Source organism: Achromobacter sp. UBA4530 (assembly GCF_002388205.1).
GTDB classification, from domain to species: domain Bacteria; phylum Pseudomonadota; class Gammaproteobacteria; order Burkholderiales; family Burkholderiaceae_B; genus Achromobacter; species Achromobacter animicus.
Genome location: NZ_DGMA01000011.1, coordinates 131620 through 145475, shown reverse-complemented (window position 1 = coordinate 145475; position 13856 = coordinate 131620). Strand labels below are relative to the sequence as shown.

Below are 13856 nucleotides of genomic sequence, written 5' to 3'. Positions count from 1 at the left end.
GGTCAGGTTCGGCGTTTCATCCCGACCAGTCCAAGCGCCAGCGCGGTGCCGACCAGAATGACCCCCGCGCCCGCGAGAATCGGCGCAGTGATGGCTTCGTCCAGGAACCAGGCGCCCCAGACGACCCCGAAGATCGGAACCAGAAACGTGACGCTGACCGCGCCGGTCGGGCCGACGTTCGCGATCAGCCGGAAGAACACGATGTACGCTGCGCCGGTGCACACCACGGCCAGCAGGACCGTCGCGCCCCAGGCTTCCCAGGAGACGGGCTGCGCTGGCCAGGTGACCAGGGCCGCCGGAAGCAGGACGAGAGCGGCCGACACCATGCTGCCCGTCGCGCTGGTCAACGGATCCACGCCCGTCAGGAAGCGCTTGGTCCAGTTCGCGGCGACGCCGTAGAAGACCGGCGCGGAGATGGCGGCAAGCACGGCAAAGCCGGTGCCGCCGGATTGAAAGTCGAGCTTGTCCCAGACCAGCACGACGATGCCGGACATGCCGATCAGCAGCCCCAGCGACCGGGTCCAGGGCAGCCGGTCTTTGAGCCATAGCCAGCCGATCACGGCGCCCCATACCGGCGTCACGGCGTTGGCGACCGACAGGAACCCTGCGCCCAGCGACTGGGCGGCGTATGCATAAAGCAGGAAGGGCAACGCCGCGTTCAGGGTGCCAACCACGAGAATGGCTTTCCAGCGGCGGGCTATCAATGGCAGCTTGTTGCGCCAGATCGCGGCGGGCAGAAGGAACAGCGCAGCAAGTCCCACGCGCAGCTCGATCAACGCGACGGGTCCGAACTCGGGCACGGCAACGCGCATGAAAAGAAACGAGCCGCCCCAGACGGCGGCAAGAATCATCAGGTCCAGCAGATCGCGGCGTTGCATGTTGAGCTTGGAATCAACCCTGGCTACGGCTCGTGACCAGGTTTCGCATCTTGACCCGGTGCGCCAGCAGCGCGCAGGTCAGGGACAGGACGATACACAGGATCAGCCCGGTCCGCACGCCGGAAAGCACCGTGCTGTGCGAAATCAGAATGCCGACCACGGCAGTGCCCAGCGCGCTGCCGATGGCGCGTGTGGTCTGCACCAGCGCCGAGGCCACGCCCACGTCGCGCCGCTCGCTCAGCATCTGCATGAAGAGCGTCAGGTTGGGCAACAGAAAGCCCAGCGCGCAGCCGTTGACGAAAAAGGCGGACAGGATCCACCAGGCCGACGTGCCCGGCGAAATCAGCAGCACCATGAGCGAACCTGCTGCCAGCAGGCCGCCGCCGAACACCATCAGCCGCTGCGGCTCGGTCTGCTTGGGGAACATCCGGCCGTTGATGATGCTGCCGACCGAGATCGCGGCCACCAGCGGCGTCAGCAGCAGGCCCGCCTGGCTGGGCGTGTAGCCCAGCACCTGCTGCAACAGCAGCGGACTGTAGAAGATCAGGATGAACATCACCGCGCCCACCATCATTGCCGCCACGTTCAAGAGGCGTGGGTCGCGGCCGGACAGGACGCGCAGCGGGAAGATCGGCGACTTCACCCGGCGTTCGGTCGGAATCAGGATGGCGATGGCGGCGGCGCCGACCAGCGCCAGCGTCAGGCCGAGCATGGGATGCGCGTGTTCGCCGCTGGCAAACGCCAGCTCCAGCGCGGCCAGCGGCGCACCCACCGCCAGCACGAGCAGGATGGCGCCCAGCCAGTCGATCTTGCGGCTGCCGTCGTGAATGGGCCGGATGCGCGGGAAATAACGGGCCAAGAGGAAGAAGGCGGCGGCGGCTGCGATCGGCGTGATGAAGAACGCCGCGCGCCACCCCAACGCCTGCGTGGCCGCCCCGCCCAGCACCGGGCCGATGCCGCTGGCCATGGCAAAGGCCGCGGACACCAGCGCCATCCATCTGACCCGCTGCTTGGCGTCGGGAAACAGATCCGCCGGCGCGGCGAATGCCGTGGCGATCATCATGCCGCCGCCCACCCCCTGCAGGGTGCGGAACACGATGAGTTGGGTCATGGATTGCGCCAGGCCACATGCGATGGAGCCCAGCGCGATGATCAGCACCGACACCAGCATTAAGGGCTTGCGGCCGAACATGTCGCCCAGCCGGCCGAAGATCAGGATGGAGGCCGCAGTGGCCAGCAGATAGCCCGTGCCGACCCAGGCGTAGAGCGCCATGCCGTTCAGCGCCTCGGCCACGCGCGGCAGGGTGGTGCTGATGATGGTGGAATCCAGGGCGGCAAGCACCACGGTGGCCGACACGCCCGCCATCGCCATCAGCAGGTCCCGTCTTGAACGTGTGGGATCGGTGGCTGGCTGCGGGGGCGTCGGCGGCGGATTCATGCCGTCAAGGATATCACCGGCACCCTAGGGTTATCACTTGTAAAACGTGTGATATCCCCAGAAAACCGCGATGACCAGCACGACCAGCATCCAGGACCAGCGTGAATTGGATAGACCTCGCGCCTCGGGTTCGGGAGGCGGGGGAGGGGGCGCGATACGCGGCTGTGTCGCCATGTGGTCGATGAAGGACGCGAAGAATTTCTCGATGATCTTCTCTCCGGCCTTCAGGAGAACGCCTTCCCCGCATTCGCCCAGCTTGCCGCCCGCCATGCCGGCCACCGTGTAGGCTACGCGGGTGCCCTGGTCCTTGGTGGTCAGGTTGATCTGCGCCGTGCCGATCGCCAGGCAGGCGGCCCGCCCCTTGCCTTCGAACACCAGCGTGCAGCTGTCGGGGGCGTTCATGTCGGAGAGCAGGATCTCGCCTTCGTAGTCGGTGTCGATGCCGGCGATCTTGGCGCGCAGCGTGACCGCATATTCGGTCGGGCTGCGCATGGCGACTTCGACACACCCGGGAATGCATTTCTGTAACACTCGCGGGTCGGTCAACGCATCCCATGTCTGGTGCTGCGTCGAAGGAATCCATTGGGCATCGGCAATGCGCATGGCTGTCTCCTTGTAGGGCTTATGAGTGCATTGTGGCCCTAGTGCCGGGAATTGACCACCTCACGCCTGTCCCGTCCGATGCGGACCTGAATCGCCGCGCTTGGGAACCGTGTCCTGTGACGTAACTGCAACAACGGATAAAGCGTTCTTATTCCTATTCAGGGGTATTTCCCTTTGTCGCGGCCCCTGCGGCTGGCCGCAAAACAGGCTTGGTGAATGCGCCGACGCATCGGTCACCTAATTTCTGAAGGATTTTTTGTCAAGGATCTACTCCTTATTACGCTGCCGCGCAACGGGGAAAGTGCGATAATTCGACGATTGTTCCGGACGGGGCAGGACGGGCGCTGGGCAGGTCGCGCGCAAGCCTAGGCGCTGAAGACGTCGACAGGGCATGCTCCGGCACCGGTTTTGTTTAGCCTTCCCTCATTGATCGCAGTAAAGTTTTTCCGCGGTTCTTATAGTGAAATAGCGAAATTTGCCCTATGGCTCGAATTAAGCGTGGTTGACAGCTAGGTTGCTCTGGCAAATCGTTCGAAAAACACCAGGGCGAGAAACTAGAATATTAAAACGATTATCTTGTAACGGCGCTTAAATAAAATATGCTTTATTTGCTTGTGGCGTTCATCGCGTCCCTGGTTTTCACGCTGCTAGTGCTGAGGTTTAACGCGCTTCACGGAAAATTCACCGCCGACCATGAAACCGACGGGGTGCAGAAATACCACGATAAGCCTGTGCCGCGGGTCGGAGGTGTTTCTCTGGTTTTTGCCATGGCGTGCATTTTCGTGCTGGCGACATTGCGCGAATCCTCGTTGAGCAATGAGCCGCTGACTTTGCTGGCCGTCGCGATGCCGGCGTTTCTTGGCGGCTTGGCCGAAGACATCACCAAGCGGGTAAGGGTGTTGCAGCGGTTGTCGCTGGCGATGCTGTCCGGTATGGCTGCGTATTACTTCCTTGGCGCCACGTTGACGCGCCTGGATATTATCGGGATAGATTGGCTGCTGCAGTTCGGTCCCATCTCGTTCATTGTCACCGCGGTGGCCATTGCGGGCGCGGCCAACGCCATCAATATTATCGACGGATACAATGGGCTGGCTGCGGTTGTGTCCGCGATGATATTTGCGGGGTTCGCCTACGTTTCCTATTATCTCGGCGACCGGCTGCTGCTCGTTACCTGTGTCGGAATGATCGGTGCGATTCTGGGCTTTTTGCTCTGGAATTATCCGCGCGGCTTGATCTTCCTGGGAGACGGGGGCGCCTATTTCATAGGGTTTATGATCGGCACCGTTTCCGTGCTGATGCTCGCCCGTCATCCCAACGTCTCGGCCTGGTTCCCCTTGCTTCTGTGCATTTATCCGGTGTTCGAGACCTTGTTCTCGATCTACCGCAAGAAATGGTTAAGAGGCGTTTCCCCGGGTGCACCCGACGGTGTGCATCTGCACATGCTCATCTACAAGCGCGTCGTGCGATGGGCCGTCGGATCCCGTGAATTGCGCCACCGCAACCAGCGCAACTCCATGACTTCGCCCTACCTGTGGTTGTTGTCATCCATGGCGGTGATTCCGGCGGTGCTGTTCTGGCAAATGCCTTACGTGCTGATGGCCTGCGCTGCGGCGTTTTCCATCACGTACGTGTTGCTATACCGCAAACTCGTGCTGTTTCGAATGCCGCGCTGGATGATTATCAAGAAGCGGGGCCGTCACGGTCCCGGCCGCTCTCCGCGCAAATGATATTTTTCATTCGTTCGTACATAGCCGACTTTGATGCCCGCATGGGGAAATACTTCGAAGCGCTGACCGAGGCCGGTATTCCGTTCAGTTTCATCGGGTGGAACAAGGATGGTCGGGCTGTATCGGCGCGGCCACGGTTCCATTATTTTGCCCGGCAGGCCAGATTGGGCGGAGGATGGCGCAACGCCGTCGCGTTGCTTTGGTGGAATGCCCACGTCTTCTGGCGCCTAGTGAAAGAGCGCAAGGCGGTGAGCTTGGTGCACGCGGTCGATCTGGATGCCGGATTCGCGGGCTGGTTGTTCTGCCGGCTGTTCAGACGCCCGCTGGTGCTGGATCTGTACGATAAGTACACCGCGGTGCGCAATATCAGGGGCAAGGCGGGTAAGGCTCTAGATGCTCTGGAGCGGATGGTCGCCCGCTCGGCGGCGTTGACCATCATCGCAAGCGCCGAGCGTTATGCGCAGCATGATCTGCAGCCAGGCGACGAGCGGGTGCTGGTTTTGGAAAATGTCCCGAACTCGGATCTACAGCCCGTTGCTCCCTGGGAGGCAAATAAGCCGTGGCGGATCGGCTACTTCGGGGTCCTGGAGTCGCAGCACCGCGGACTCGAGGACCTGCTCGCGGCTTGCACGGGCCGGTCGGACGTGCAGTTGCACGTTGCGGGATACGGTCGATTGGCGCCGGCTTTTTCAGCCGCGTCCGAGACCGCTTCGAACATCCACTACTACGGGGCCAAGGAAAGCGACGCGGGGTTGCGCCTGATGGCTACGATGGATATCGTCGTGGGCCTGTATTACCTGACCGTTCCGAATCACCGATATGCTTCCCCCAACAAATACTACGAGCATCTGATGCTTGGCCGTCCGCTGCTGACGACGACCGGCACCCCGCCGGGGGACAGAGTTGAACACGACGTGTCGGGCTGGGCCGTCGCCGAGGGCAGGCAATCGCTGGTCCAATGGCTCGACGGGCTATCGTCGCAGGCAGTGACCGAGCGGGGGCACCGAGCCGCGCAGTTGTGGGCGGAACGCTATGCCGCATATTATCGAACGCATTACCGGGGCGAGTACGTGAAGCGAGTGAGCCGGCTTTTCAAGGACGGACGACTCCATGAACGTTGAAGGCCGACCGCTCGTTTCGATCGTCATGCCCGCCTTCAATGCGCGGCGGTACATTGCCGAGGCGATCGGATCCGTTAAGAATCAGACCTATGGGGACTGGGAGCTGCTGGTCGTCGACGATGCTTCGACCGACGAGACGGCCGACATCGTCAGGACGTTCCAGCGCGAGGACCCGAGGATCCTGTACAGTCGCAACCCGGACAACCAGGGAGTCGTGCGCAGCCGGAACAACGCCCTGGATATGGCCCGCGGGCGGTATGTGGCGTTTCTGGATGCCGACGACGCGTGGGAGCGCTGCAAGTTGGAACGGCAGGTCTCATTCATGGAAGAGACCGGCGTCCCGATCTCCTATGGAGACTATCTCCGGGTCGACTACGACGGACATGTCGTCGGCAAGGTGGTTGCGCCGGAGATACTGCGGTACGACGATATGTTGAAGTCCAACTTTATCGGTAACCTGACCGGCATATTTCGCCGGTCGGAACTGGCCGGCCTGAGGTTCGAGGACATCAAGCATGAGGATTATCTGTTCTGGTTGAGGGCGCTTGCGCGTACCGGACCGGCCCGAGCCACGCCAGCTGGCGAACCGATTGCAAGATATCGCGTCAGCGCCAACTCCTTGTCCGCCAACAAGCTGAAGGCGGCCCGCTGGCAGTGGCGGATTTATCGATCGGGACTGGGCTTATCCGTTTTCCGCAGCATGGGTTTTTTCCTCTGCTATACGTGGTATGCCGTGGCAAAGCGTGGCATATGGCACAAACTTAATCGATGACCAATTTGTAGGAATTATTGCGCGTGTCTCAAAATTCAAAACACAGTGCATCTCCGCTGTCGCTGCTCAAAAGCCTGGCGAAGAATCGCCAGCTGACGTGGAATCTCATAAAGCGAGAAGTCGTCGGCCGGTATCGAGGTTCGGCCTTGGGCCTGTTGTGGTCGTTTTTCAACCCCGTGTTCATGCTGCTGGTTTATACCTTCGTATTCAGCGTGGTGTTCAAGGCGCGCTGGCCAGGGGGCTCTGAATCCAAGGCGGAATTCGCCCTGGTGCTTTTTGCCGGCCTGATCGTCTTCAACCTGTTCGCCGAATGCATAAATCGCGCCCCGTCGCTGATCCTGAGCAACGTCAATTACGTCAAGAAAGTCGTATTTCCCCTGGAAACCCTTCCATGTGTGTCGCTGGGGGCTGCGCTCTTTCATTTGCTGATCAGCCTGCTGGTTTGGGTGATTTTTTATTTGATCCTGTTCGGCGTTCCGCATTGGACCGTGGTGCTGTTCCCGTTGGTGGTATTGCCCTTGGCCATCATCATATTGGGGTTCAGCTGGTTCCTGGCCGCACTCGGTGTGTATTTGCGAGACGTCACGCAATTCATCGGAATCATCACCACCGTCCTGATGTTCCTGTCGCCCATCTTCTATGCGGCCGAGGCGATTCCGGAGCGATTCCGTCCGTTCCTTCACATAAGTCCGCTCACCCTCATTATTGAGCAAAGCCGGAATGTTCTGTTTTGGGGGAAGCCGATTGCATGGGATGTTTGGGCAATTTATATGGTGGTGGCGATGGTCGTTGCGGCTCTAGGATTTTCGTGGTTCCAAAAAACAAGGAAGGGGTTTGCCGATGTTCTCTGAGAAAGTTATTTCGGTAGAGAACGTCTCCAAGCGGTTCGAGATGTACTCGCAGCCGCGAGATCGTTTGCTGCAGTTCCTTTCGTTCGGCCGGCGCCAGTATTTCAAGGAATTCTGGGCGCTGCGGAACGTTTCGCTCGACGTTAAAAGGGGCGAAACAGTCGGCATTTTGGGCCGCAATGGCAGCGGCAAGAGCACATTGCTGCAGATCATTGCAGGCACGTTGGCGCCCACCACCGGCGAAGCCAGCGTCAACGGCAAGCTGGCGGCGCTGCTGGAATTGGGCTCGGGCTTCAATCCAGATTTCAGCGGCCGCGAGAACGTTTATCTCAATGGTTCGATCCTGGGCTTTTCCAAGGAGCAGATGGACGAGCGGATCGACGAAATCATCGCCTTTGCCGATATTGGGGAGCATCTGGAGCAGCCGGTAAAAACATATTCCAGCGGCATGTATGTGCGCCTGGCATTTGCGGTGCAGGCATGCGTCCAGCCCGACGTGCTGATCGTCGATGAAGCGCTGTCGGTTGGTGACGAGAAATTTCAGCGCAAATGTTTCGATTACATCGAACGTTTACGCGCGGGCGGCTGCGCCATTTTGATCGTTACCCATGCGACCTCCACCGTAGAAAAATTCTGCCAGCGGGCGGCTTTGCTGCACAAGGGCGAATTGCACGGGCTGGGGCCGGCCAAGGAAGTGGTCGACCAGTATCACGCGTTGCTTTACTCCGATGAGCGCACGTATCTGCGTTATCTAAATGCGAACGTGTCGTCGGGCGAAGCGTCGGTCGACGAGCAACGTACCGCCGCCGAACACGTTGCGACTGCGGGCACGGTGGAGCCGGGTCCGGACGACGACCCTGGTATGCGCGCGTTGATTCGCGGATGGCGAGCGCTGGACGAGGCCGGCGAGCAATGCGAAGCGTTCGAGATTGGACAGAAGGCCAGGATCGAAGTCGACGTGGAAGTGTTCGCGCCGATCTCGCTGATGCAGGCCGGATTGCTCATCCGCACGGTCGAGGGCGTATCCGCATTCGGGACCAGCACGCTGTATCACGATTCCAGCTACGCGGATGCCAAACCTGGCGATCGCCTGCGGGTCGTATTCGATCTTGAGCTGACGTTGTGCGAAGGCAATTATTTCGTCACCCTGGCGATCGCCGAAGAGGTGACCAAGGCGGGAATGGATTACCTCGACCGCAAAACCGACGTGATCATACTCAAGGTGAGCCATCGTCGTATCCGGGGGAGCGGGATCGCGGCGCTTGCGTCCAATGCCAGGGTGGAAAAGCTGTGAGCGTCGCTGTGCATTCTCTCCTTATCGTGACTGAGAGCTACGAAGTCGGCGGGCTGGAAACCTATATCGCGGGCCAGGTGCGGGCCATGGTTGCCCAAGGCTGGGCAGTGCATCTGGCTTGCGGGTCCGAGCCCGCCGCCGAATTCTTGCCGCCCGGCCTCTTCACGCTACGGTCGGGCTTGGCCCTCGGTCCCGATGCGACCGTCACCGATCTCGTGGCGACAGTGGAAGGGCTGCGTGCTCTCATTCGAGAGAAAGCCGTGACACACGTGCACGCGCATCCGTTCACGAGCCTTTTTCCAGCCATGCTTGCTGCGGCAATGGAGGGAGTCCCCTTCGTTCTTACGCTGCATGGCCCGACATCGTTGAGCTCCGGCTACGGACCCGTCAATGATTACCTGCTGGCGGCGCTGGTGTTGCCCTCGGCGAACGCCGTGCTCGCCGTTTCCGACGAGGTGGGCGATCTTGTGGCGCCCTATGTCGGGGAAGGAGCGCTGCGCATCCAACACAACGCCGTTGACGTAAACCGGTTCGGCCAGCCCGGCTCGCCGGTTCCCCAGGATGCGCCGTGGCTCGCCGTCAGCCGGCTGGACGCGGTCAAGATCCATGGCATACGGGCGTTCGTGAACGAGGCGCATGCGTTGGGCCTGGGGCGCGTCGATATCGTTGGCGACGGCCCCGGAAGGGCCACGCTGGAGGAATGGCTGGAGCAGGATGGGGTTGCCCACACCGTGCGGTTCCTGGGAATGAGGTCGGACGTGGAGAGCCTCATGCGCTCCAGCGCGGGCGTCGCGGGCATGGGCCGCGTATTGCTGGAGGGGGTGGCCTGCGGCAAGCCGGTGTGCATGGTCGGATACGACGGGGTCAAGGGGTTTGTCGATCCCGACCTGTTTCGGCGCGGCGCATATGCCAATTTCTCGGGCCGCAACTTGCCGAACGCGCCTGCCGAGGATCTGTTCAGCCAACGCGCGAAAGCGACGTCTCAACTGGCGGATTTGAGGAGCACCTTGCTTCAGTACCACTCGGAAGACGCCGTATGGTCCTCCTTCGCCAAGCAGATCTCTGCTTTTACTTACAGCGCGCAGCCTCTGGTTCGGGCAATATATAGCGTGATTCGTTCGCCGGAGGCCGCATCGCCGGCGGCCTATCTCACATCCGAGGACCTGTTCTATCGCCTGGGTCGCGTCGTCCATTCGGCGGCATATTTTTCGCCCCAGGCCGCCGCCTGCTACCGGTTTTACGAAGCGCGCATGAGTGCGCTCGCGATTGCGGGTACGCAACAGCAGCAGAAGCAGGAGCAGCAAGAGCAGAAGGCGCATCAAGACCGGCTCGCCGGTGCGCAGCAGGAGCTCAGTGCGATGTTCGCGCAGGCGGAGGAACGTAGTTCGGCAGCGATCGAACGAGTTTTGGAGCAAGTGCAGAGCTGTGATGCCGAGCGCAAACGGCAGGACGAGGAACTGGCCGAGGCCGTCAAGGCGCTGGAAAGCGCGGTTGTCGGCCTCGATACTCGTCTGAGGGAGCAAAAGACATTGGGGCAGCGTGTTTCGGGCGCCGCCAAAAACCTGCTGGGTCGCCATACCTGAATATCGAAAAAAAGTAATGCTCGCCGCCTTGAATTTCTATCCCTTTGCGTCCTCCCTGTTCCGTCTATAATGGACGGTTATCTTTATAAATCTATGGCCGGAAGAGGCTTAAAGCATAAGTTCGCTTCATAATGAAAAAACTCAACGGTTTTGCACCTTCCTGGTTTTTTGCGCCTTACATCGGTTCGGCTGATCTGGATTTTTTTAAGCGGATCAAGGACACGGATTTCTCGTATACGGTGGTGCAGGTGGCGCGCGATGCCCGCGACGACGGAATCATGGCTTTCGCGTCCGCACCCATCAAGCGGATCGAAATCAAGGACGCCGACCACACGCAGCCACGCACGCGCGAGGCCCGCTCGAAGTTTATCGAGGGCGTGGTGAATGCATTCGAACAGTCGGATGAGAAATATGATTTTATTATTTCCCATTCGAACGAGGTCGTGAGTCATGAGGCCGCAGCTGTAATCAAGAAAAAACATCCGGACCTGCCGTGGATTGCTTATTTTGGCGATCTGTTCGTTAAGAACCCGTATGTGAAGTACATTGCGGGTTATCCGATGGTTGAAGAAGATTGCGCCATCGAGCGGGCCACGCTGCGCGACGCCGACCTCGTTATCCTCAATAACGAATATCAGCGCGACCTGATGTTCACTGGCGATCTGGCTGCCCAGAAGGCGAAGGCCGTGGTGGTGCCTCATTGCTTCGATCAAAAGATGTACCCGGCCCCTAGGGATCGTGGCGACGAGAAGTTCGTTTTTTCGCACTTGGGCACGCTGTATCACGTCAAGCGCACCGCGGAGCCAGTATTGAAAGCGGTTGACCGGCTGCTGGAGATCTACCCCGAGTACAAGGGCCGTTTCGAAATCCGGTTCTATGGCGGCCATCCTTGCGAAAGCGACCGGGCCGCGCATGCGGCGATGCGACACCCTTCCCATGTCATTTTCCTGGGTCCGGTGGCTTATTCCGAAAGCTTGCGCCTGATGGGGGAGGCCGACGCGCTGCTTCTCATTGATGGCATGTTCACGAAGGCAGAGGATGGCCTGGAATGCAATCCCTTCTTTCCGGGCAAGCTCACCGACTACATGGGGGCGCATAAGCCAATCGCGTCGATCACGATGCCCAAGGGGCCGACGGCCGATATCATGGCGAAGGCCAAGAACTTGATCGCGGATGGCAGGTTGGACAGGATTGCCTATGTGCTGAAGCGGTACATCGACAAGAAAATCAGTCCTGACTATTCAGCATACGAAGAGTATTCCGTTCAGAGGGTTTCAGGCCTCATGGAAAACGCAATTCGTTCAGTTATAAAGGTGTGATATGAATCATTATGACGTAGTGATTGTCGGAACCGGTTTCGCCGGCTCCATCCTGGCGGAGCGCCTGGCCTCTCAAAACAACAAGCGTGTCCTGCTGATCGAGCAGCGGGACCACATCGCCGGTAATATGTATGACTATCGCGATGACCATGGCGTGATGGTTCACAAATATGGGCCGCATCTGTTCCGGACAAATAGTCCGCGTGTGCTTTCCTATATTTCGCAGTTCACCGATTGGGAACCCTACCAGCATCGGGTGCTTGCCCATGTGCAGGGTCAACTCGTTCCGGTTCCATTCAATCTGACCTCGCTCGAGAAGCTGCTGCCGGAGCAGGCTGCGGACCTGAAGGAACTGCTGGTTTCGGAATTCGGCATGGACGTGAAAGTGCCCGTGTCGGTGCTGCGCAAGCACAGTGACCAGCGCGTTCGAGATCTGGGCGAGTTCATCTTCCAGAATATTTATCTGAATTACACGACGAAGCAGTGGGGCGACAAGCCTGAAAATCTCGATTTCGAGACCATCACTGCCCGCGTGCCCGTGCATTTGTCCTATGACGACCGCTACTTCCAGGAAAGCCACCAGGCCTTGCCGAAGAAGGGCTACACCGCCATGTTCGCCAACATGATCTCGAACCCGAACATCGAGGTCCGTCTGAACACGAAGGCGAAGGACGTTCTGCGGTTCGACACGGAAACCGGCAAGATCCTGCTGGACGGCGTAGAGTTCTCCGGCGACGTGATCTATACCGGAGCGGTGGACGAGCTGTTTGATTATGTCTATGGCGAACTGCCGTACCGGTCGCTGCGGTTCGATCTCGAAACGCACGACATGGAGCTGTATCAGCCGACAGCGACGGTGAATTACCCCAATTCGGAGCAATTCACCCGCATCACGGAATACAAGCACCTGATGGGTCAGAAGCCGGAAAAAACCACCATCATGAAGGAGTATCCGCAGGAATATGACCGCAAGGTGCCCTCGAAGAGCATTCCTTACTATCCTATTCCGAAGGACACCAACGCCGAGCTGTATGCCCGCTATGTTGAGCTGGCCAATACATTCGCGAATCTGAAGCTGGTCGGACGTCTGGCGGAGTACCGCTACTACGACATGAACAACATCATCGAGCGTGCTCTGGACGTGTTCGACGCCGATTTCGACGAGAACAAGAAGAAATGAGGCCTAAAGTCAGTGTCGTGGTTCCGGTATATAACCTGGAATTCTATGTCGAACGGTGTCTGGCTTCCCTTGCAAACCAAAAATGCAAGGACATCGAAGTTCTGGTCGTCAATGACGGCGGGACGGATGACAGCCAGCTCATCATCGATGAATACGTAGCCAAGTGGCCGGGTATCTTCAAGTCGTTCATCAAAGAGAACGGCGGCCATGGCGCGGCCTGCAATTATGGAATTGATCGAGCAACCGGGGAATACATCATTATCGTCGACGGCGATGATTTCCTGGATGATGATGCGATTGAGTTCATGTACGAGAAGGCGCAAGAAACCGGGGCAGACCTGCTGATCGGTAATCTTCGTTATTACTTTACCGGCTACACGTCGCAGTTCAAGCCGATTCCGATCGATTCCGAACGCGAATTGACGGCATCGGATCGCGACTTGCTGTACCGCAACTGGGCAACGCCCTGCGGCCGGATCTACCATCGTTCGATATTCGAAGATCCGGACGTCAGACTTTTGCCGGGCATCATGTTCGCGGACGCGAATTTCGTACCCAAGAGCTACCTCGTCGCCAAGAAGATCTATTACGTCGACAAGGAACTCTATAACTACGACATCACGCGCCCGACGCAGTCGATGAAGCAAACCGACAAGCGCATCCTTAATATCGTGCCGGCGCTCAACGACATGCTTGCCTTCTATCGGAAGAAGGGCGCCTTTGAGGCTTACCGTAAGCAGCTGATGTGGTACGTCGCGATCCACTGCGTATCGTGGATTAACCGGGTAAAGACGCTCTCCGACTATCCGAAGCTCAAGGCGCTACGGGAAATCTTTGCAGTGGCGGACAAGAACTTCGGCTCGGATTGGTTGAAGACCGGGATCATCTGGGACATGTTCGGCAAGAAGGTGCATCGCGGCATCAAGGTCGCCAGGATGTTCAACTATGCGCCCATTGCCGCATACTGGCGCCTGGCGGGTCCCTGCGCCCGGCTGGATACCTGGTTCGAGAATCTACTGGGCTTGCCGTTGCGCGGCTACCGGCGGGTGAAACGTGCAGTCCGCAACCGCCTTGGCGTCATGCCGTGATGTTG

General features: G+C 59.2%; 12 protein-coding genes. 9 read left to right on the top strand and 3 right to left on the bottom strand.

All coding sequences use genetic code 11. The annotated features are described in order from the left end of the window. Positions 1-2: 2 nt before the first annotated feature. From B2W22_RS12535 to B2W22_RS12525, 3 genes are read right to left on the bottom strand one after another with little or no spacing between them, the layout of a single operon-like run. Positions 3-878 carry a DMT family transporter gene (locus B2W22_RS12535; protein ID WP_286937943.1) on the bottom strand — a complete coding sequence of 292 codons (876 nt, stop codon included), beginning with the start codon at positions 876-878 and terminating at the stop codon, positions 3-5. 13 nt (positions 879-891) lie between these two features. Beyond that, positions 892-2316: an MFS transporter gene (locus tag B2W22_RS12530; RefSeq protein ID WP_414631958.1), complete on the bottom strand. Its 1425-nt coding sequence runs from the start codon at positions 2314-2316 to the stop codon at positions 892-894. A gap of 33 nt (positions 2317-2349) precedes the next feature. Further along, entirely contained in the window at positions 2350-2919 is a 570-nt protein-coding gene (locus B2W22_RS12525; protein ID WP_286937939.1) for an SRPBCC family protein, read from the bottom strand. A gap of 599 nt (positions 2920-3518) precedes the next feature. On the opposite strand from B2W22_RS12525, the gene B2W22_RS12520 reads away from it, so the two are divergent. The 9 genes from B2W22_RS12520 (at position 3519) to B2W22_RS12480 (ending at position 13851) form a co-directional block, all read left to right on the top strand. After that, a complete protein-coding gene (locus B2W22_RS12520) occupies positions 3519-4646 on the top strand; it encodes an MraY family glycosyltransferase (protein WP_286937937.1) in 1128 nt (375 codons plus the stop codon). Next, complete coding sequence (locus B2W22_RS12515) at positions 4643-5767, top strand: glycosyltransferase (RefSeq protein ID WP_286937935.1); 1125 nt, start codon at positions 4643-4645, stop codon at positions 5765-5767. The genes B2W22_RS12520 and B2W22_RS12515 overlap by 4 nt, the downstream gene beginning before the upstream one ends. Then, positions 5757-6539: a glycosyltransferase family 2 protein gene (locus B2W22_RS12510; protein ID WP_286937933.1), complete on the top strand. Its 783-nt coding sequence runs from the start codon at positions 5757-5759 to the stop codon at positions 6537-6539. Before B2W22_RS12515 ends, B2W22_RS12510 begins: the two co-directional genes overlap by 11 nt. 23 nt (positions 6540-6562) lie before the next feature. Further along, the gene (locus B2W22_RS12505) at positions 6563-7390 is read left to right on the top strand and encodes an ABC transporter permease (protein WP_286937931.1); all 828 of its coding nucleotides are present in this window, start codon (positions 6563-6565) and stop codon (positions 7388-7390) included. Then, complete coding sequence (locus tag B2W22_RS12500; protein WP_286937929.1) at positions 7380-8681, top strand: ABC transporter ATP-binding protein; 1302 nt, start codon at positions 7380-7382, stop codon at positions 8679-8681. The genes B2W22_RS12505 and B2W22_RS12500 overlap by 11 nt, the downstream gene beginning before the upstream one ends. Next, on the top strand, positions 8678-10264 hold the full coding sequence (locus tag B2W22_RS12495; protein WP_286937918.1) for a glycosyltransferase: 1587 nt from the start codon (positions 8678-8680) through the stop codon (positions 10262-10264). Before B2W22_RS12500 ends, B2W22_RS12495 begins: the two co-directional genes overlap by 4 nt. Before the next feature lie 131 nt (positions 10265-10395). Beyond that, entirely contained in the window at positions 10396-11583 is a 1188-nt protein-coding gene (locus tag B2W22_RS12490) for a hypothetical protein (protein WP_286937915.1), read from the top strand. 1 nt (position 11584) lies between these two features. Beyond that, a complete protein-coding gene (gene glf, locus B2W22_RS12485) occupies positions 11585-12763 on the top strand; it encodes a UDP-galactopyranose mutase (protein ID WP_286937914.1) in 1179 nt (392 codons plus the stop codon). Next, entirely contained in the window at positions 12760-13851 is a 1092-nt protein-coding gene (locus B2W22_RS12480) for a glycosyltransferase family 2 protein (RefSeq protein WP_286937911.1), read from the top strand. Before glf ends, B2W22_RS12480 begins: the two co-directional genes overlap by 4 nt. Positions 13852-13856 lie beyond the last annotated feature (5 nt).